Annotated in this window: 18 protein-coding genes; 10 read left to right on the forward strand and 8 right to left on the reverse strand. The window is 73.2% G+C overall.

What is annotated here, in order from left to right; translation table 11 throughout:
- Positions 1–263: 263 nt before the first annotated feature.
- Complete coding sequence (locus tag DDQ41_RS23050) at positions 264–680, reverse strand: Fur family transcriptional regulator (RefSeq protein WP_109296186.1); 417 nt, start codon at positions 678–680, stop codon at positions 264–266.
- Between the two features lie 126 nt (positions 681–806).
- Here DDQ41_RS23050 and DDQ41_RS23055 point away from each other — a divergent pair, with 126 nt between their 5' ends.
- The gene (locus DDQ41_RS23055; RefSeq protein ID WP_281278227.1) at positions 807–2,285 is read left to right on the forward strand and encodes a catalase; all 1,479 of its coding nucleotides are present in this window, start codon (positions 807–809) and stop codon (positions 2,283–2,285) included.
- Positions 2,286–2,386: 101 nt separating this feature from the next.
- Here the strand turns inward: DDQ41_RS23055 and DDQ41_RS23060 are convergent, their stop codons facing one another.
- The gene (locus DDQ41_RS23060; protein WP_109296188.1) at positions 2,387–2,803 is read right to left on the reverse strand and encodes a CBS domain-containing protein; all 417 of its coding nucleotides are present in this window, start codon (positions 2,801–2,803) and stop codon (positions 2,387–2,389) included.
- Positions 2,804–2,975: 172 nt separating this feature from the next.
- Positions 2,976–3,773, reverse strand: coding sequence for a histidinol-phosphatase (hisN, locus tag DDQ41_RS23065; RefSeq protein ID WP_109296189.1), 798 nt, complete (start codon positions 3,771–3,773; stop codon positions 2,976–2,978).
- Positions 3,774–4,109: 336 nt separating this feature from the next.
- On the opposite strand from hisN, the gene DDQ41_RS23070 reads away from it, so the two are divergent.
- Complete coding sequence (locus DDQ41_RS23070; RefSeq protein ID WP_109296190.1) at positions 4,110–4,733, forward strand: TetR/AcrR family transcriptional regulator; 624 nt, start codon at positions 4,110–4,112, stop codon at positions 4,731–4,733.
- Here DDQ41_RS23070 and DDQ41_RS23075 read toward each other — a convergent pair.
- From DDQ41_RS23075 to DDQ41_RS23090, 4 genes are all read right to left on the reverse strand, one after another.
- A complete protein-coding gene (locus DDQ41_RS23075) occupies positions 4,699–5,022 on the reverse strand; it encodes a DMT family transporter (protein ID WP_109296191.1) in 324 nt (107 codons plus the stop codon). The two genes, DDQ41_RS23070 and DDQ41_RS23075, sit on opposite strands and share 35 nt — an antisense overlap.
- Before the next feature lie 187 nt (positions 5,023–5,209).
- Positions 5,210–6,220 carry a ribosome small subunit-dependent GTPase A gene (gene rsgA / locus DDQ41_RS23080; protein ID WP_109296192.1) on the reverse strand — a complete coding sequence of 337 codons (1,011 nt, stop codon included), beginning with the start codon at positions 6,218–6,220 and terminating at the stop codon, positions 5,210–5,212.
- 15 nt (positions 6,221–6,235) lie between these two features.
- Positions 6,236–7,576, reverse strand: coding sequence for a 3-phosphoshikimate 1-carboxyvinyltransferase (gene aroA / locus DDQ41_RS23085; protein ID WP_109296193.1), 1,341 nt, complete (start codon positions 7,574–7,576; stop codon positions 6,236–6,238).
- Between the two features lie 68 nt (positions 7,577–7,644).
- A complete protein-coding gene (locus DDQ41_RS23090; RefSeq protein ID WP_109296194.1) occupies positions 7,645–8,337 on the reverse strand; it encodes a M50 family metallopeptidase in 693 nt (230 codons plus the stop codon).
- Between the two features lie 592 nt (positions 8,338–8,929).
- Here DDQ41_RS23090 and DDQ41_RS23095 point away from each other — a divergent pair.
- From DDQ41_RS23095 to def, 8 genes are all read left to right on the forward strand, one after another.
- On the forward strand, positions 8,930–9,745 hold the full coding sequence (locus DDQ41_RS23095) for an SOS response-associated peptidase (protein WP_109296195.1): 816 nt from the start codon (positions 8,930–8,932) through the stop codon (positions 9,743–9,745).
- Positions 9,746–9,855: 110 nt separating this feature from the next.
- Positions 9,856–10,491, forward strand: a complete 636-nt coding sequence (locus DDQ41_RS23100) for an alpha/beta hydrolase family protein (protein ID WP_109296196.1) — start codon at positions 9,856–9,858, stop codon at positions 10,489–10,491.
- Between the two features lie 477 nt (positions 10,492–10,968).
- Complete coding sequence (locus DDQ41_RS23105) at positions 10,969–11,616, forward strand: sigma-70 family RNA polymerase sigma factor (protein ID WP_017947123.1); 648 nt, start codon at positions 10,969–10,971, stop codon at positions 11,614–11,616.
- Positions 11,613–11,930, forward strand: a complete 318-nt coding sequence (gene rsrA / locus DDQ41_RS23110; RefSeq protein ID WP_017947122.1) for a mycothiol system anti-sigma-R factor — start codon at positions 11,613–11,615, stop codon at positions 11,928–11,930. Before DDQ41_RS23105 ends, rsrA begins: the two co-directional genes overlap by 4 nt.
- A gap of 262 nt (positions 11,931–12,192) precedes the next feature.
- On the forward strand, positions 12,193–13,626 hold the full coding sequence (locus tag DDQ41_RS23115; protein WP_109296198.1) for an HD-GYP domain-containing protein: 1,434 nt from the start codon (positions 12,193–12,195) through the stop codon (positions 13,624–13,626).
- Entirely contained in the window at positions 13,623–14,906 is a 1,284-nt protein-coding gene (locus DDQ41_RS23120; RefSeq protein WP_109296199.1) for an HD-GYP domain-containing protein, read from the forward strand. Before DDQ41_RS23115 ends, DDQ41_RS23120 begins: the two co-directional genes overlap by 4 nt.
- Before the next feature lie 131 nt (positions 14,907–15,037).
- Positions 15,038–16,033, forward strand: a complete 996-nt coding sequence (locus DDQ41_RS23125) for a tetratricopeptide repeat protein (RefSeq protein WP_109297901.1) — start codon at positions 15,038–15,040, stop codon at positions 16,031–16,033.
- Between the two features lie 66 nt (positions 16,034–16,099).
- A complete protein-coding gene (def, locus tag DDQ41_RS23130; protein WP_109296200.1) occupies positions 16,100–16,729 on the forward strand; it encodes a peptide deformylase in 630 nt (209 codons plus the stop codon).
- Positions 16,730–17,294: 565 nt separating this feature from the next.
- Here the strand turns inward: def and DDQ41_RS23135 are convergent.
- Complete coding sequence (locus DDQ41_RS23135) at positions 17,295–18,302, reverse strand: ribonucleotide-diphosphate reductase subunit beta (RefSeq protein ID WP_109296201.1); 1,008 nt, start codon at positions 18,300–18,302, stop codon at positions 17,295–17,297.
- Positions 18,303–18,312: the final 10 nt, after the last annotated feature.

Here is an 18,312-nt window from a genome sequence, read left to right on the forward strand (position 1 = left end):
GCACCCGTTCCCGGCCGTGGACGGTACGGCCGGGGGCCGGGTGGGCGGCGCGGCGGACGGCGCCGGGTGGGCGGCTGGACGGGGTCCTCGAAGGCCGGCGCGCCGTGGACGGGGTGCGGTCGACGGGAAGGCGCTGTTGACGGAAAGGGCGCGTCGGCGGAAGGGGCGCGTCGGCGGAAAGCCGACGGAAGCCGGTCGAAGGGGACGGCCGGGCCGCCGTGGTCCGGCCGTGAACGGCCGCGGGGCCTCGCCCCGCGTGGGGGCTAGGCGCTCGCGCAGCTCGGGCAGAGGCCCCGGTAGGTGACCTCGACGTCCGAGATCGTGAAGCCGAAGCGCTCCGAGTCGGGCAGGTCCGTCAGCGGATTGCCGTTGGGGTGGACGTCCCGGATCGCGCCGCAGCGCCCGCAGACCAGGTGCTGGTGTGGGCGGTGGGCGTTCGGGTCGTACCGCTTGGCGCGGTGGTCCGTCGCCACTTCCAGGATCTCGCCCAGTGAGACCAGCTCACCCAGGGTGTTGTAGACCGTGGCCCGGGAGATCTCCGGCAGTCGTTCGACCGCGCGGGCGTGCACCTCGTCGGCGGTCAGATGGACGTGCTCACCGTCGAGGACCTCGGCCACTACGCGCCGCTGCGCGGTCATGCGCCAGCCGCGTCCGCGCAGGCGTTCCAACAGGTCGCTCATGCGTATCAGCCTAACAGTCGGGGGAGTAGCTCCCGAACGGGTGTGACTTTGGATGTACGTTTGACTTAGACGTTGTCTATTGTAGGATCGTGGTCATCATTAGCCAAGGGACAGGACTGACAGGCGATGACGCAGTTTTCGCAGGAGGCGCACATGTCGCAGGGACCGCTCACCACGGAGGCCGGTGCTCCGGTCGCGGACAACCAGAACAGCGAGACCGCGGGCGTCGGCGGACCTGTCCTGGTCCAGGACCAGCTGCTGCTCGAGAAGCTCGCGCACTTCAACCGTGAGCGCATCCCGGAGCGGGTGGTGCACGCCCGCGGCGCCGGCGCCTACGGCACCTTCACGGTGACCGCCGACGTCACCCGCTACACGCGGGCGAAGTTCCTCTCCGAGGTCGGCAAGCAGACCGAGACGTTCCTGCGCTTCTCCACCGTCGCGGGCAACCTCGGCGCGGCGGACGCGGTGCGCGACCCCCGCGGGTTCGCGCTGAAGTTCTACACCGAGGAGGGCAACTACGACCTCGTCGGCAACAACACCCCGGTGTTCTTCGTGAGGGACGCCGTCAAGTTCCCCGACTTCATCCACACGCAGAAGCGCGACCCGTACACGGGCAGCCAGGAGGCGGACAACGTCTGGGACTTCTGGGGTCTCTCGCCCGAGTCGACCCACCAGGTGACCTGGCTGTTCGGCGACCGCGGGATCCCGGCCTCGTACCGGCACATGAACGGATACGGCTCGCACACGTACCAGTGGAACAACGAGGCGGGCGAGGTCTTCTGGGTCAAGTACCACTTCAAGACCGACCAGGGCATCAGGAACCTCACCCAGGCCGAGGCCAACCGGCTCGCCGGTGAGGACCCGGACAGCCACCAGCGCGACCTGCGTGAGGCCGTCGAGCGCGGTGACTTCCCGTCGTGGACGGTGCAGGTCCAGATCATGCCCGCGGGGGACGCCGCGACCTACCGGTTCAACCCGTTCGACCTCACCAAGGTGTGGCCGCACGAGGACTACCCGCCGATCGAGATCGGCAGGCTGGAGCTCAACCGCAACCCGGAGAACATCTTCGCGGAGGTCGAGCAGTCCGTCTTCAGCCCCGCGCACTTCGTGCCGGGCATCGGCCCCTCCCCGGACAAGATGCTCCAGGGCCGCCTTTTCGCGTACGGCGACGCCCACCGCTACCGCGTCGGAGTCAACGCCGACCACCTCCCGGTGAACCGCCCCCACGCCACCGAGGCGCGCACCCACTCCCGCGACGGCCTGCTCTACGACGGCCGCCACAAGGGCGCCAAGAACTACGAGCCGAACAGCTTCGGCGGCCCCTTCCAGACGGACCGGCCGCTGTGGCAGCCGGTCCCGGTCTCCGGCGGCACCGGGAGCCACGAGGCCCCTTCGCACGCGGAGGACGACGACTTCGTCCAGGCCGGCAACCTCTACCGGCTGATGTCGCAGGAGGAGAAGGGGCGCCTGGTCGAGAACCTGGCGGGCTTCATCGCCAAGGTCTCCCGCGGTGACATCGCCGAGCGGGCGATCGGAAACTTCCGTCGGGCGGACGAAGACTTCGGCAAGCGGCTGGAGGCCGCGGTCCAGGTCCTGCGCGGCTGACGAAACCAGCACTGGACCGCTTGCCGTGGCGGAGCGGGCCGGATCTCCCCGGGGGGAGGTCCGGCCCGCTCGTGTCTGCGCGGTCAGCCCGGTCTGCCGCGTCAGCCCGTGAGCGTCTCCTCGGTCCGGTGCCGGAGCCGGTGCCGGGCGGGTGCCCAGCAGCGGATGATGTCGCGTACCGAGACGACGCCGACCGGTCCCTGGGCGTCGAGCACGATGAGATGGCGGAAGTCGCCGTGGGCCATGGCGTCCGCGGCCTCCTCCAGGGTCCAGGTGGGGGCGGCGAAGACGACGTCGTTGGTGGTGTGGGCGGCGGCGGATTCGAGGTCGGGGTCCTGGCCGGTGCCGAGCGAGACGAGGACGTCCCGCTCGGTGAGTATGCCGAGGCCGCTGGTGTCGGGGTCGAGGACGACGGCCGCCCCGACACGCCGCGCGGCCATCAGCCGAGCGGCCTGCCTCAGGGTGTGTGCGGGGCCGATGGTGAGGACCACCGTGCTCATGGCGTCACGGACGAGCATGGATGGAGCCACCTCCTTGATGAATCCTTCAACGAGAAGGGATTCACAAGTTCACAAATGGGGAGGCTCTCAGAGTCGCAGCGATCGGGCGGGCCAACAAGGGGGAACGCGGCGCCCAAGGGGGGAGCGCGGGAGGCGAACCGGCCGGTAACCGCCGTGGGCGGCCCTTCGCTCAGCCCCGGTTGAGGTACTCCAGCAGCTCCTCGTGGAGCAGCCCGTTGGAGGCCGCCGCGTTTCCGCTGTGCGGTCCGCGGACCCCGTCGAGGCCGGTGAACGCCCCGCCCGCCTCCTGTACGACGATCGCGTTGGCCGCCATGTCCCACAGCGATAGCTCCGGCTCCGCGCAGATGTCCACCGAGCCCTCGGCCACCATCATGTACGGCCAGAAATCGCCGTACCCGCGGGTCCGCCAGACCGCCCGGCTGAGGTCGAGGAAGCCGCCGAGCCGGCCCCGCTCCTCCCAGCCGTCGAGCGAGGAGTAGGCGAACGAGGCGTCGGACAGCTCCGCGACTCTGGAGACGTGCAGCCGGGTCGCCGAGGACAGGCTTCGCCCGGTGTAGGCGCCCGCGCCCTTCGCCGCCCACCAGCGGCGGCCCAGCGCGGGCGCCGAGACCACGCCGACCACCGGCTGGTAGCCGCCCTCGCCGGCCTCCATCAGGGAGATCAGCGTCGCCCACACGGGAACCCCGCGGACGTAGTTCTTGGTGCCGTCGATCGGGTCGACGACCCAGCGCCTGGGGCCGGTGCCCTCGAGGCCGTACTCCTCGCCGAGGATCGCGTCGCGCGGCCTGGCGCGCTGGAGCTGGTGGCGGATCAGCTCCTCGGCCGCCTTGTCGGCCTCGCTCACCGGGGTCATGTCCGGCTTGGTCTCGACCTTGAGGTCGAGTGCCTTGAACCGGTCCATGGTCGCCGCGTCGGCGGCGTCCGCGAGGACGAGGGCGAGACGCAGATCATCGTGGTAGTCGGCCATGCCCGCACTCTATCCCCGGGGCCCGCCCGGCCGGTCCGCCTGGCCGTCCCGTCCCACCTGTCCAGTCCCGCCTGTCCGCCCGGCCCGTCCGTCTGTCCGGCCCGTCCGCCCGGCCCGTCCGTCTGTCCGGCCCGTCCGCCCGTACGCCCGTACGCCTGGCCGGACCGCCCCGTCCGTCCGCCCGTACGCCTGGCCGGACCGCCCCGTCCGCCCGTCCGGTGCCACCGGGCCCGAAGGCGTCCGCGACTCCGCCCGCACCCTTGACAGCAGGTGCTCGCGCGCCAACTCTGAGTGAGAGCCACGGGGCCGTCAAGGGCCCCGCCCGGGAGGACCACGATGTCCACAGCGCGCGAAGCCCTGCTGAACGCCGCTCACACCGCACTCGCCGACCGGCCCTGGCCCGCCGTCCGCATGATCGACGTCGCCTCGGCGGCGGGCGTCTCGCGGCAGACGCTGTACAACGAGTTCGGCGGCAAGGACGGTCTCGCCCGGGCCCTGGTGCGGCGCGAGGCCGATGCCTACCTCTCCGGTGCGGAGCGGGTGCTCGCGGAGCCGGCCGCGGCCGGCGAGCAGCTGGTCCGGCTGGCCGAGTGGACCGTGGCGGAAGCCCGTTCCCGGCCGCTGCTGCGCGCCCTGCTGACCGGTGCGTGGAGCGACCGGCTCCCCGCGCCGACGCCCGCCGGCCGGTCCGCCGCGGGACCGGCCGTTCCCGCCCAGCGGCGCGCGGACGCGGGCCACCCCGCCCCCGGAGAGCTGGTGGCGGCGGTACGCGACCGGTCGCTCGCCGCGCTGGAGCCGGGCACCGGTCGCCGCGCGGAGGAGGAGGCCGAGGCCGGGCGACGCTGCGAGCTGGCCGTGCGGCTTGCGCTGTCCTGTGTGGTCGCGGGTCCGCCGGAGGGCGTCGGCCGACTGGTCCGTACGGCTCTCAGTGGGCCGGGCCGGAGAGTTGCAGGCCGATGACCCCCGCGACCACCAGCGTGATCGAGACGATCTTCAGGGTCGAGGCGATCTCCCCGAGGAAGACCATTCCGTAGATGGCCGTGCCCGCCGCCCCGATGCCCGTCCACACCGCGTAGGCGGGCCCGACGTCGAGCTTCCGCAGGGCGAGGGTCAGCAGCCCGAAGCTGCTCACCGCGAACACCGCGAACCCGATGGTCGGCCAGAGCCGGGTGAAGCCGTGGGACAGCTTCAGGCAGATGGCGAACCCCGTCTCGAGGAATCCGGCGACGACCACGAGTAGCCACGCCATGTCAGTGCCTCCCGCGTCCCCGAGCCCGCGTACCGCGCAATGCGACCGCTTGCCTTGCTTGGTGCGAATTATGCACTCACCGCGGTCGCCCGTGCGGACGGCGGGCTGCTGACAGCTGACAGCTGACAGCGGGCAGGCGGGCAGCGGGCAGCGGGCAGGCGGGCAGATGGGCAGATGGGCAGGCGGGTCAGTCGCCCTCGCGCCGCTCCCGGGTCGCCAGCAGCCGCCGCAGGGAGTACAGCCGTGCCGGATCGGCGTGCCCCCGCGCCACCCAATCGTCCAGGGCGCAGCCCGGCTCGTCGTGCGAACATGCGCGCGGGCAGTGCTCCATGCCGGGCTCCAGATCGGGGAAGGCGTGGATGACCCGGGACGGGTCGACGTGGTGCAGCCCGAAGGACCGCACGCCCGGAGTGTCGATCACCCAGCCTCCCGCGCCGGCCAGCGGCAGGGCGAGCGCGGAGGTGGTGGTGTGCCGGCCGCGGCCCGTGACGGCGTTGACCCGGCCGGTGGTGCGCCGCTTCCCCTCCGGCACCAGCGCGTTGACCAGCGTGGTCTTCCCGACGCCGGAATGGCCGACGAAGGCGGTGATCCGGTCGTCGAGGTGCTCGCGCACCACGTTCGCCGCCTCGCCCGCGTACAGCTCGTCGCGTGAGGTCACGACGTACGGGATGTCGAGCGCGCCGTACAGGTCCAGCAGTGCCGACGCCGGGGCCAGGTCCGACTTGGTCAGTACGAGCAGTGGTTCCAGGCCGCCGTCGTAGGCCGCGACCAGGCAGCGGTCGATCAGCCGCGGGCGGGGCTCCGGATCGGCGAGGGCCGTGACGATCGCCAGCTGGTCGGCGTTGGCGACGACGACCCGCTCGTAGGGATCGTCGTCGTCGGCGGTGCGCCGCAGCAGGGAGGCGCGCTCCCCGATGCGGACGATGCGGGCGAGCGTGTCCTTGTGCCCCGACAGGTCGCCGACCAGATCCACCCGGTCGCCGACCACGGCCGCCTTGCGGCCCAGCTCCCGGGCCTTCATCGCCACCACGGTGCGGTCGTCCACGAGGCAGGTGAGCCGGCCCCGGTCCACGGTCAGGACCATGCCCTCGGCGGCGTCCTCGTGCTTCGGGCGGATGCTCGTACGGGGCCGGTTGCCCTTGCGGTTCGGGCGGACCCGGACGTCGTCCTCGTCGGTGTGCTTGCCGTAGCGGCGCATCTCGTGCCGTCCCGCTCAGTTCCCGGCGAGCATGTCGGTCCACATCCTCGGGAAGTCGGGGAGGGTCTTGGCGGTGGTCGCGACGTTCTCGACCTCCACGCCCTCGACGGCCAGGCCGATGAGCGCACCGGCCGTGGCCATCCGGTGGTCGTCGTAGGTGTGGAACACCCCGCCGTGCAGCGGGCGCGGCCGGATGCGCAGGCCGTCCTCCGTCTCGGTGACATCGCCGCCGAGTTCGTTGATCTCCTTGGTCAGGGCGGCGAGGCGGTCCGTCTCGTGGAGCCGCAGATGCGCGACGCCGCGCAGCGTGGAGGGGGAGTCGGCCAGTGCGGCAACGGCGGCGATGCCCGGGGTCAGCTCGCCGACCTCGCCCAGGTCGACGTCGATGCCGTGGATCCGGCCGGAGCCGGTGAACGTCAACCCGGCCTCGGTCAGCTCGCACGAACCGCCCATTTCGGTGAAGATCCCCCGCAGTGCGTCACCGGGCTGGGTGGTGCGCTCCGGCCAGTCCGGAACGGTCACCCGTCCGCCGGTGACCAGCGCCGCGGCCAGGAACGGCTGGGCGTTGGAGAGGTCCGGCTCCACGGTCAGGTCCCGGCCCAGCAGCGCGCCGCTGCGGACCCGCCAGACGTCCGGCTCGCCGCCGGTCTCCGGCTCGTCGACCTGCGCGCCGACCGCGCGGAGCATGTCGACGGTCATCCGGATGTGCGGCATGGACGGCAGCCGCGAGCCCCGGTGCCGGACCTGCACGCCCTGGTTGAAGCGGGGGGAGGAGAGGAGCAGAGCGGAGACGAACTGGGAGGAAGAGGACGCGTCGATCTCCACCTCGCCGCCGTCCAGCGCCCCGCGGCCGTGCACGGTCATCGGGAGCGCACCGCGGCCGCCGTCGTCGATCCGGGCACCCAGGGTCCGCAGGGCGCGGATCACCTCGCCGAGCGGACGCTCGTGGGAGCGGGGGTCGCCGTCGAAGCGGACGGGCCCGTCGGCGAGTGCGGCGACCGGCGGCAGGAAGCGCATCACCGTGCCCGCGTTGCCGACGTCCACCGCCGCGGGTCCGTGCAGCCCGGCCGGGATGATCCGCCACGCCTCGCCGCTGTCGGGGCCGCCGGTCGCGGTGGAGCTGGAGGAGACCTGCTCCTCGATGCCGACGCCCATGGCGCGCAGCGCATCCGCCATCAGCAGGGTGTCCCGGGACCTCAGCGGGCGGCGCAGCCAGCCCGGCTCCGCCGCCAGCGCGGCGAGCACCAGCGCGCGGTTGGTGACCGACTTCGATCCGGGAACGGTGACCGTCGCGTCGACGGGCCCACTCGCGTGGGGGGCGGGCCAAAGGGCGGTGTGCACGGGGCTCTCGGTCATGGCCCTCACTTTAGTGGCCCCGCGGAGGCCCGGTCGCTCGCCGGCCGGTCGCCCGGCACCCCGACCCGTCAGGGATCGAGCAGCCGGAGGCCGCCCCCGATCAGGGAGCACAGCGACACGGCGTGGAAGAGGAACAGCCACATCGCGGGCGGGACGTGCGTCATCCTCGCCAGCTGGTCCGCGTCCGAGTCCGGCGCACCCCCGTGCCGGCGCTTCACCTGTAGCTCGAAGACCGGCCGGACGCCGCCCAGCAGCAGGAACCACACGGCCGCGTAGGCGAACGCCGCCTGCACCTCCGGTTCGGTGAGCCAGGACACCAGCAGGAAGGCGGCGCCGGTGAGGACGACGGTGAGTGCCCCGTACGCGTTGCGGATCATCACCAGCATCGCGATCAGCAGCGCGGTGGCCACCCACAGCAGCAGGGTGATGCGGTGCGAGGCGAGCAGCCAGGCGCCGCCGAGCCCGAGCAGCGGCGGGGCGGTGTAGCCCGCGGCCGCCGTGAGGATCATGCCGGGTCCGGTCGGCCGGCCGCGGCTGACCGTCAGTCCGCTGGTGTCGGAGTGCAGCCGGATGCCCTCCAGCCGCCGGCCGGTGGCCAGGGCGATCAGGCCGTGCCCGCCCTCGTGGGCGATGGTGATGGCGTTGCGGGACAGCCGCCATATCGCGGACGGGGCGACCGCGGCCAGGGCGAGCACGGCCGTGCCTATGACCAGCCAGCGGTCGGGGGCCGGCTGGGTCGCGAAGATCTCGGGTGTGACCATGTCCGGGGTGGCTCCTCGGGGGGTTCGGGGCGTGGCTGTCCGGTGCTCGGATGCGGACGGTAGCTGAGACGCCGGCGTGGCAGCGATCGTTCCCGGTGGCAAACGTGAGGCTCGCAGGCAGACGTGAGGCTCGCAGGCCAAACGTGAGGCTCGCAGGGCGGGAGCCGCGGGGTGCTCCGGACCGGGCCGGACCGGGCCGGACCGGTCCGCTGGCACGACCGGAGCGCGAGACGGCCGGCTCGCGGCGTGGCGGCCCGGCCATGAGGGGCGACCGTGAGGCGGCGGCCGGTCGCCCCGCGGAAGCGGCCTGGGTACGCCACGACCGCGCCCGGCGGCGGTCTGGCACTCTTGGACGTGCCCCGGCGACGGGGGCACAGGACCAAGGACAAGGCGGAATCGCGCGGCCGGCACCTCGCCCGGGGGCGCCACACGCCCGGCGGTCGGGGTGCCGCATGCGGCGCCGCCCCGGCGCCGTACCGGCCGGTGCCGATCGGTTCCGACCGGTGCTGACCGGTGCCGACCGGAGCGGCACGCCGGTGCTGACCGGAGCGGCACGGTCCAGCGTTTCCGCGGCTCGGAGGGGTGGTTTGAGATGTGCGGACGGTACGCGGCGAGCCGGAGGCCCGAGGACCTCGCGGGGCTCTTCCGGGTCGAGGGGTGGGAGCCGTCGGAGGCGCTGGCCCCCGACTGGAACGTGGCCCCCACCAAGGAGGTCCTCGCGGTGCTAGAACGCCCCCTGAAGGACGCGGACGATCGCCGTCCGGTTCGTCAGCTGCGGAGGCTCAGATGGGGCCTCGTCCCGTCCTTCGCCAGGAACCCTGAGGGCGCGGCCCGGATGATCAACGCCCGAGCCGAGACCGTCCACGAGAAGCCCTCCTTCCGCCGGCCCTTCCGGTCCCGTCGCTGCATCCTCCCCGCGGACGGTTACTACGAGTGGGTCACCGGCACCGAGGAGCGGGAGCTGGAGGTGAAGGGGAGGAAGAAGCGGCCCCGCAAGCAGCCGTACTTCGTCACCCCGGCCGACGGCTCCGTCTTCGCCATGGCCGGGCTCTACGAGTTCTGGCGCGACCCGACCCTGCCGGACGACCACCCCCGGTCCTGGTGGGTGACCTGCTCCGTGATCACGACCGAGGCGGAGACCGGGCCCCTGGGGGTGGCACCCGCCGAAGGCCCCCGCTCGCTGTCCGACATCCACCCGAGGATGCCGCTGATGCTCACGGAGGACCGCTGGGACGCCTGGCTCGACCCGTCCCGTACCGACCCGGACGAGCTGCGCGGGCTGCTGGCGCCGCCGCCCACCGGACTGATGCGCGCCTACCCCGTGGGCACGGCCGTCTCCAACGTCCGCAACAACGGGCCGGAGCTGGTCGAGGAGCTGGCCGCCCCCGAGGTCGGCACGCTCTTCTGACTTCCCTCGGCCCCCCTCGACTTCCCTCGGCTCCCCTCGGCCCCCCCTCGGCTCCCCTTGACTCGCCTTGGCTCCCCGCGATTCCCGGGCCCCGGTGTGACACTGCTGTCGTGACGGAGAGCGAGATCGTCGGTACACCCGCCGGGGACGCCCGCATCACCTGGCACCCGGCCCCCGGCCGGGCCCGCCTGGTGCTGGCGCTGAGCCATGGCGCCGGCGGCGGCGTCGATGCCCGGGACCTGCGGGCCCTGGCGGCCGGGATGCCCGCCGCCGGGGTCTCGGTGGCCCTGGTGGAGCAGCCGTGGCGGGTCGCGGGGAAGAAGATCGCGCCCGCGCCGAAGACTCTGGACACCGCCTGGCGGGGCCTCTGGCCCGCCCTGGCGGAGAAGGGGCTGCCGATCATCGCGGGCGGGCGCAGCGCCGGGGCGCGCGTGGCCTGCCGGACCGCCCGCGAGCTGGGGGCGCGTGCCGTCCTCGCGCTGAGCTTCCCGCTGCATCCGCCGGGGAGGCCCGAGAAGTCCCGTGCGGACGAACTCCTCGGCGCCGGGGTGCCGGTTCTGGTCGTCCAGGGCGGCAGTGATCCGTTCGGCAGGCCGGAGGAGTTCCCGGACGGCGCGTACGAGCTGATCGCGGTGGACGCGGCCGACCACGCGCTCTCGGTGCCCGAGCGGGCCGCCGTCACCCAGCGGGAGGTACTGGGGAGCGTCGTCGACGGCGTACGGAGATGGATCACCGCCCTGGTGTGATACCGGGGGCGGTTCCCGGCGGTTCCGTGGAGGTTCCCGGCGGTGTCCGGCGTTTCCCGGCCGTTCCGTGGCGGTTCCCTGTCCGTGAGCGGCCCCGTCGCCGTCCGGGAAACCGCCTGGTTGCCGTCTGGGAGCGGTGCGGTTCCCTGTCCGTGAGCGGCCCCGTCGCCGTCCGGGAAACCGCCTGGTTGCCGTCTGGGAGCGGTGCGGTGGCCGCCCGGGAGCGGCCCGGTTCCCGCCCGGGAATAGCGGAGGGCGCGTTCCCCGTTGTGCAGCACGTCAGCACAGGAGAGTGGAGAGGGAGTCCGTCGCATGGGTTCGACCATCTGCCCGGGCCGGTCGCAGGCCGCCGACCTGGACTGGACCGTGCTGCCCGCACCGAAGGCGGCGACGACTCGGGCGGCGGGCGGAGCGGTTGGTCGTCTATCCTCCGATTCGAGTGGGTCCGGTCTCGGTCCCGCCACAGCGTTGGAGGAGGTGGGTCCGGTCACTGGGACCGACGACGGCCGCACGGAAGAGACCGCCGCCGAGCGCAACGCGCGATTCGAGCGGGACGCACTCGGCTACCTCGACCAGATGTACTCGGCCGCGCTGCGCATGACACGCAATCCGGCCGACGCCGAGGACCTCGTGCAGGAGACGTACGCGAAGGCCTACGGTTCGTTCCACCAGTTCCGCGAGGGCACGAACCTCAAGGCGTGGATGTACCGCATCCTCACGAACACCTTCATCAACTCCTACCGCAAGAAGCAGCGCGAACCTCAGCGCAGTGCGGCGGAGGAGATCGAGGACTGGCAGCTCGCCCGAGCCGAGTCGCACATGTCGACCGGTCTGCGCTCGGCCGAGTCCCAGGCGCTCGACCACCTGCCGGACTCCGACGTCAAGGAAGCCCTGCAGGCGATCCCCGAGGAGTTCCGCATCGCCGTCTATCTCGCCGACGTCGAGGGCTTTGCGTACAAGGAGATCGCGGACATCATGGGGACGCCCATCGGTACGGTGATGTCCCGACTGCACCGCGGCCGCCGCCAGCTGCGCGGAATGCTGGAGGACTACGCCCGTGAGCGCGGGCTCGTTCCCGCGGGCGCCGGGGAGTCGACGAACGATCGGAAAGGCGCGGGCTCATGAGCTGCGGAGAGCCGCACGAGACTGACTGCGCGGAGGTACTCGACCATCTGTACGAGTTCCTCGACCGTGAGATGCCCGACGCCGACTGCACCAAGTTCGAGGTGCACTTCGAGGAGTGCTCCCCCTGCCTCGAGAAGTACGGCCTGGAGCAGGCGGTGAAGAAGCTCGTCAAGCGCTGCTGCGGCCATGACGACGTGCCGGTGGACCTTCGGGCGAAGGTCATGGGACGGATCGAGCTGATCAGGGCGGGCGAGGCCGTGCCCGACCACGATGTGACGGCGGGCCCGGCGGATGTGCCCAGCCCGGCCGAGTAGCAAGCCCGGTCGAATAACCGGCCCGGTTGAGTAGCCGGCCCGGCCGGCGGACCCGGGAGTGCGGCCCCTTGGACACGCCGGGGGTCGCGCCTGTGCGCTGTACCCGCCCCGGTGTCGCCCGCCCCCACCGCGCGCCCGTCTACGCACACACACGCGCGCCTGTCACCCGATGGTGCCAATCGTCCGCGACCGAACGTCCGGACGCGGACGACTCGTTAGCCTGACGCTCTGTTCTGGGGGCTGCCGAGGAGGCTGACGGCGGGTGAGACGCATTCCCCGACCGGCGCGCGCGTACATCCTGTGCGCGGTGGTCGGCGCCGGAGCGTGCGCCCTGCCCGCGCTGCGCCCGGGAGCGGACACGCCCTGGACCGCCGTGGCGCTGCTGGCCGGGCTGTACGCCCTGAGCGAGGTGCCGGGGCGCCGCGGGGTCCTCGGACGGCTGTTCGGCGGGTCCGCCCCGGTCGGCTCCGGATCGTTCGGATCGTTCGGATCGTTCCTCCCCGTCCTGTTCGCCGCCGCGCTGCTGCTGCCGCCCGCCGGGGCCGCGCTGGCCGCGGTGCCGGCTGCCCTGCTCGGACGGGTGGACCGGAGCACGGGGGGTGCCCGCCGCGCCTGGCGGGCGGCCCGGCTCGCCCTGGCGGCGGCGGCCGCGTCCGGCGCGGCGGCGCTGTGCGGCGGTCCAGCCGCCCTGGCGGGCCCCGCACTCCCGTACGCCCTTCTCCCGGCCGGTGCCGCGGCGCTGGCGTTCTGCCTGGTCGTGACGGCCCTGGACGGGGGCATCCTCGCCACCGCCGAGCGGGTGCCGCTACGGACCGCCTGGCGCGGGCTGCTGCCCGGGGCACTCGGACCGCACCTCGTCCACGGGCTGGCCGGGCTGATGGCGGCCGTCATATGGCGGAGCCCCTACGGTCCGCCGGCCGCGCTCCTCGTGCTGCTGCCCGTGTACGTCGCCGGCCGGGTCTTCGCGCAGTGCCATCGTGAGCAGGGCGCCCACCGGTCCACCATCCGCGCCCTCGTCCAGGCCGTCGACATCAAGGACCGCTACACCCGGGGGCACAGCGAACGGGTGGGGCGGGCGAGCGCGCTGATCGCCCGCGAGCTGGGCATGGACGGGGAACGGCTGGACGTGCTCCGCTTCGCCGGCATCCTCCACGACGTGGGCAAGCTCGGCGTGCCCACCCGGGTGCTGCGCAAGGACGGCCCGCTGACCCCCGAGGAGCGCCGGGTGATCGAGCTGCACCCCGAGTACGGGCACGAGATCGTCCGGGGCATCGGCTTCCTCGGCGAGGCCCGGGACGCGATCCTCCACCACCACGAGCGGCTCGACGGCACCGGCTACCCCCACGGCCTCGCCGGCCGGCAGATCCCCGAGGCCGCCCGTGTCGTCGCCGTCGCCGACGCCTTCGACGCCATGACCTCGACCCGCTCCTACAGCAGGGCGCGGCCGGTGCACACCGCGGTCGAGGAGCTCAAGCGTTGTGCGGGCACCCAGTTCGACCCGCGGATGGTCCGGGCCCTCGTCCGCGCCCTGGAACGCCACGGCTGGGAGACCGCCGTGACCGCGGGCACCGCCGGCGGGCCGGCCGTGCCCGTACAGCCGGCCCGGGGAGGCGGCGGCGCGCCCGCCCCGCACGACGCGGGGCCGCCCGCCCCGAAGGACGCGGAGCCGCCCGCCCGGCACCGGCGGGGCGGATGAGGCCGGCCCCACCGGGCACCGTCACCGCCGTGAACGCGGCGGCCGCCCTGCTCGCCGCGGCCGGACTCGGGTGGACCGGGTGGCGGGGGCTCGCCGAACCCGCGGTCGCCCTGGCGTTCGGCCTGATGATCGCGGTGGGCGAACTCGCCCGCCGGGAAGCCCGGCCGGGGGAGCGGGAGCCCGCCCCTCTCGGTGCCGCGAGCGCGTTCGCCTACGCCCTGCTCGGCGCGAACGCCGGGCAGCCCACCTCGCACGGCGTTCCCCAGACCGTCGCCGTCGTCACGGCCGGCGTTCTCGCCGGTGCCGTCCCGCATGTCGCCCGCGGCCGGGGACCGGCGCTCGACCATGTGGCCCGCAGGGTGGTCACGGTCGCCTTCGCCGCGGTCTGCGTCCAGCCCCTCCACGGTCCGGGCGCACCCGCGGAACGGCTTGCCGCCGGCCCCGGCCACGCCGCGGCGATGCTGCTCGTGCTGGTGCTCACCGCCCTGTGCGACGCCGTCCTCGCGTCCCTGCTGGTGCGGGCGCGCACCCTCCCCCGTGGCGCCGAGCGCACGGGAGGCGCCCCCGTACCCTTCGGGCCGCTGCTGCGCGACGAGCTGCGCTCGCTCCCCGGCATCGGCTGCGCGGTCTGCGCGACCGGTGCCCTGATGGCGCTCGGCACGGCCGTCGCCGGGCTCTGGGCGCCGCCGGTGTTCTGCCTGCCGCTGCTGCTCACCCAGTTGTCGCTACGGAGGTCCGCCGCGGCGCGGACGACGTACCGGCAGACCGTCGCCTCACTCGCACGGGCGACCGAGATCGCCGGCTACACCCCGCACGGGCACGCGCGCCGGGTCGCGGCCCTGAGCGCCCTGGTCGGCCGCGAGATGGGGCTCTCCGGTCCCGATCTGACCGTGCTGGAGTACGCGGCGCTGATGCACGACATCGGCCAGTTGTCGCTGGTGGATCCCGTCCCGGAGGGTGCGACCGCCCTGCTTCCCGTGCCGGAGCAGCGCAGGATCGCCCTGCTGGGCGGTTCCGTCGTCCGCCGGACCGGGGTTCCGCCGGCCGTCGCGGTGGTCGTCGAGCGGCAGGCCGACCCGTACCGCGAGCAGCCGCTGCCCGCCCGTATCGTCCGCGCCGTCAACGCGTACGACGATCTGACCGGTGAAAGTGCGGGGAACGCGCTTTCCGCGATGGAACGGCTCCGGCTGGGGACCGCGCACGACTACCAGCCCGAGGTCGTGGAGTCCCTGGCCCGGGTGCTGTCGCGCGGGGGTCTCGGGCCCGCTCAGCCCGGGTAACCCATGGGTAATGAGCGGGCGTCCGACCGGGCATGGTTGGATGCGAAAGAAGGAGCACCGAGAGATATCGGCACACGGTCATTCGGACGGTGTGCGGGGGCAATGACCCGAGCGACCGGCAGGCGGGAATCGTGAGGATCTTCGGGAAGGTACGGCATCGGCCCTCCGCCTCTTGGCGGCAGGCCACCGACCGCGCGTTCACGCTGATCGGTGACGGCCGGTACGAGGACGCGGGCGCGCTGCTGACGCGCGCGGCGGACCTGGAGCCCTGGCTCTCGGAGTCCTGGTTCAACCTCGCCCTCCTGCACAAGTTCCGCCACGACTGGGAGCAGGCCCGCGCCGCGGGCCTGCGGGCCGTCGCCCTCCTGGACAAGGAGGCGGGCGCACCCGACTGGTGGAACGTGGGGATCGCCGCCACCGCCCTCCAGGACTGGCCGCTCGCCCGGCGCGCCTGGCAGGCCTACGGGCTGAAGGTGCCCGGTCGCCCCAGGGCCGCGGGCGGCGGGGCGGCCGCGGAGCCCGTCGGGATGGAGCTGGGCAGCGCGGCCGTGCGGCTGTCGCCCGAGGGGGAGGCCGAGGTCGTGTGGGGGCGCAGGCTCGACCCCGCGCGGATAGAGGTGCTGTCGATCCCGCTGCCGTCGTCCGGCAGGCGCTGGGGCGAGGTCGTCCTGCACGACGGTGTTCCGCACGGCGAGCGCACCACCACCGCGGGGCACAGCTTCCCCGTCTTCGACGAGATCGAGCTCTGGGCGCCCTCGCCCGTGCCGACCTGGGTGGTGCTGCTGGAGGCCGCGACCGAGGAGGACCGGGACGCGCTGGAACAGCTCGCCGCCGACGCCGGGTTCGCGGCCGAGGACTGGTCCTCGTCGGTGCGGCTGCTGTGCCGGGCCTGTTCCGAGGGGGTGATGCCGAGCGCCGAGGGGGAGGGGGAGCATCTGGACCCGCACGACCACAGCGAGCCGGGCCATCCGGGCCCGCTGGGCCACCGCACGGCCGGCGAGCTGTGGGTGCCGGAGCGGGAGTGCGGGATCGCCGCGCCCGCCGCGCTGGTGCGGGGACTGCTCGACGGCTGGGTGGCCGACAGCCCCGACAGCCGGGAGTGGCGCGATCTCGAGGAGGTCTGCTGACCGCCGCCGCAGGGCCGTAGGCTGTACGGGTCATCGGGACGGTTTTGAGGAAGGCTTACGGCGGAAATGGCGCAGCAGGAGACGGACGAGCAGATCAACGACGGTTTCGCCGTCGACACGGAGGACTGCGAGGAGCGCGAGCGGACCCACCGCGAGCGCGGCAGCGCCCGTCCCATCACCGTCGTCGGCAACCCGGTGCTCCACCGGGAGTGCCGGGACGTCACCGAGTTCGACGACAAGCTCGCGGCACTGATCGACGACATGTTCGCCAGCCAGCGGGCGGCGGAGGGCGTGGGCCTGGCCGCCAACCAGATCGGTGTGGACCTGAAGGTCTTCGTCTACGACTGCCCGGACGACGAGGGCGCGCGCCACGTGGGCGTCGTGTGCAACCCGGTGCTACAGGAACTGCCGCCGGAGCGCAGGGCCCTCGACGACTCCAACGAGGGCTGTCTGTCGGTCCCGACCGCGTATGCGTCGCTCGCCCGCCCGGACTACGCCGAGGTGCACGGCCAGGATGCCGACGGCAAGCCGATCAAGGTGCGCGGAACCGGCTACTTCGCGCGCTGCCTGCAGCACGAGACGGACCATCTGTACGGCCGGCTCTACATCGACCGGTTGTCGAAGCGGGACCGCAAGGACGCGCTGCGGCAGATGGACGAGGGCACGCCGCGCTACGAGACCGTGCCCAACGACTGAGCGCGCCGGCGGGGCCGTCCGGCGTGTGACGGCGGTCCGGCGTGCGACGGCCGTCGTGCGTCCGACGGCCGTTCCCGTGTCCGACGGCCGTTCCGGAGCGCCGTGAGCCGGTCAACCCGCCCCGCCCGGCCCACCGGTGCGGGGCGCGGTCATGACCGCCGACGGACCGGTGAGTGGGATCTCGCCATGCCCTGTTGGCGCGCCTGGACCGTCGGGCCGGTCTCCGGCGTGCACTTCCCATCCGGTCCTCGGCCACCGCGGGGGCCGCTTCCGGCCGGCGTCCAGCCGCGGGATCCGGGCGGACGGGGCGGACGGGGCGCCCTCGCCCGCGCGGGCGGCACACGACGCGGGCGGGCGCCCGGACCCGTCGGTGGTCCGGGCGCCCGCCCGTCCGCGTCCCCAACCTCACCGGGCGTTACACCTGGTCGCAGGCCCTCCCCGGAGGCCCTCCCCGGAAGCCGGGGCAGAGGCGGCGCGGGAGGCCGGGGCCGCAGCAGGCGTCGGAGACCCGCGCCGGAAGCCCGCGCCGGGGACCCGCGCCGGAAGTCCTCGTCAGAAGCCCTCGTCAGAAGTCCTCGTCCAGGTCGACCGTGCCCTCGACGGCGACCTGGTACGCCGACGGCCGGCGCTCGAAGAAGTTCGTCAGCTCCTGCACACCCTGCAACTCCATGAAGGAGAAGGGGTTCTGCGAGCCGAACACCGGGGCGAAGCCCAGCCGGGCCAGCCGCTGGTCGGCGACGCACTCCAGGTACGCGCGCATCGACTCGGTGTTCATTCCCGGCAGCCCGTCGCCGCACAGGTCGCGGGCGAACTGCAGCTCGGCCTCGACCGCCTCCTTCAGCATGTCCGTGACCTGCTGCCCGAGCGCGTCGTCGAAGAGTTCGGGCTCCTCCTTGCGGACCGTGTCCACGACCTCGAAGGCGAAGCTCATGTGCATGGTCTCGTCCCGGAACACCCAGTTCGTCCCGGTCGCCAGCCCGTGCAGCAGACCCCGCGAACGGAACCAGTACACATAGGCGAACGCCCCGTAGAAGAACAGCCCCTCGATGCAGGCCGCGAAGCAGATCAGGTTCAGCAGGAAGCGGCGGCGGTCGGCCCGGCTCTCCAGCCGGTCGATCTTCTCGACCGAGTCCATCCACCGGAAGCAGAACCGGGCCTTCTCCCGGATCGACGGGATGTTCTCCACCGCGGCGAAGGCCGCGGCGCGGTCGTCCGGATCGGGCAGATAGGTGTCGAGCAGCGTCAGATAGAACTGGACGTGTACGGCCTCCTCGAAGAGCTGCCGCGACAGGTAGAGGCGCGCCTCGGGGGAGTTGATGTGCTTGTACAGCGTGAGCACCAGGTTGTTCGCGACGATCGAGTCGCCCGTCGCGAAGAAGGCGACCAGACGGCCGATCAGGTGCTGCTCGCCCGGGCTGAGCCTGGCGAGGTCGGCGACGTCCGAGTGGAGGTCGACCTCCTCCACCGTCCAGGTGTTCTTGATGGCGTCCCGGTAGCGGTCGTAGAAGTCCGGGTAGCGCATCGGGCGCAGTGTCAGCTCGAAGCCCGGATCGAGCAGGTTCTTGTCGTTCATAGCAGTCGGC

It is taken from the genome of Streptomyces spongiicola (genome assembly GCF_003122365.1).
GTDB lineage: Bacteria > Actinomycetota > Actinomycetes > Streptomycetales > Streptomycetaceae > Streptomyces > Streptomyces spongiicola.

What these genes read in the sequence shown, in the direction of transcription:
- DDQ41_RS23050 (WP_109296186.1), bottom strand. Translation starts at nt 680, where the DNA reads ATGAGCGACCTGTTGGAACGCCTGCGCGGACGCGGCTGGCGCATGACC.
- DDQ41_RS23055 (WP_281278227.1), top strand. Translation starts at nt 807, where the DNA reads ATGACGCAGTTTTCGCAGGAGGCGCACATGTCGCAGGGACCGCTCACC.
- DDQ41_RS23060 (WP_109296188.1), bottom strand. Translation starts at nt 2,803, where the DNA reads ATGCTCGTCCGTGACGCCATGAGCACGGTGGTCCTCACCATCGGCCCC.
- hisN (WP_109296189.1), bottom strand. Translation starts at nt 3,773, where the DNA reads ATGGCCGACTACCACGATGATCTGCGTCTCGCCCTCGTCCTCGCGGAC.
- DDQ41_RS23070 (WP_109296190.1), top strand. Translation starts at nt 4,110, where the DNA reads ATGTCCACAGCGCGCGAAGCCCTGCTGAACGCCGCTCACACCGCACTC.
- DDQ41_RS23075 (WP_109296191.1), bottom strand. Translation starts at nt 5,022, where the DNA reads ATGGCGTGGCTACTCGTGGTCGTCGCCGGATTCCTCGAGACGGGGTTC.
- rsgA (WP_109296192.1), bottom strand. Translation starts at nt 6,220, where the DNA reads ATGCGCCGCTACGGCAAGCACACCGACGAGGACGACGTCCGGGTCCGC.
- aroA (WP_109296193.1), bottom strand. Translation starts at nt 7,576, where the DNA reads ATGACCGAGAGCCCCGTGCACACCGCCCTTTGGCCCGCCCCCCACGCG.
- DDQ41_RS23090 (WP_109296194.1), bottom strand. Translation starts at nt 8,337, where the DNA reads ATGGTCACACCCGAGATCTTCGCGACCCAGCCGGCCCCCGACCGCTGG.
- DDQ41_RS23095 (WP_109296195.1), top strand. Translation starts at nt 8,930, where the DNA reads ATGTGCGGACGGTACGCGGCGAGCCGGAGGCCCGAGGACCTCGCGGGG.
- rsrA (WP_017947122.1), top strand. Translation starts at nt 11,613, where the DNA reads ATGAGCTGCGGAGAGCCGCACGAGACTGACTGCGCGGAGGTACTCGAC.
- DDQ41_RS23120 (WP_109296199.1), top strand. Translation starts at nt 13,623, where the DNA reads ATGAGGCCGGCCCCACCGGGCACCGTCACCGCCGTGAACGCGGCGGCC.
- def (WP_109296200.1), top strand. Translation starts at nt 16,100, where the DNA reads ATGGCGCAGCAGGAGACGGACGAGCAGATCAACGACGGTTTCGCCGTC.
- DDQ41_RS23135 (WP_109296201.1), bottom strand. Translation starts at nt 18,302, where the DNA reads ATGAACGACAAGAACCTGCTCGATCCGGGCTTCGAGCTGACACTGCGC.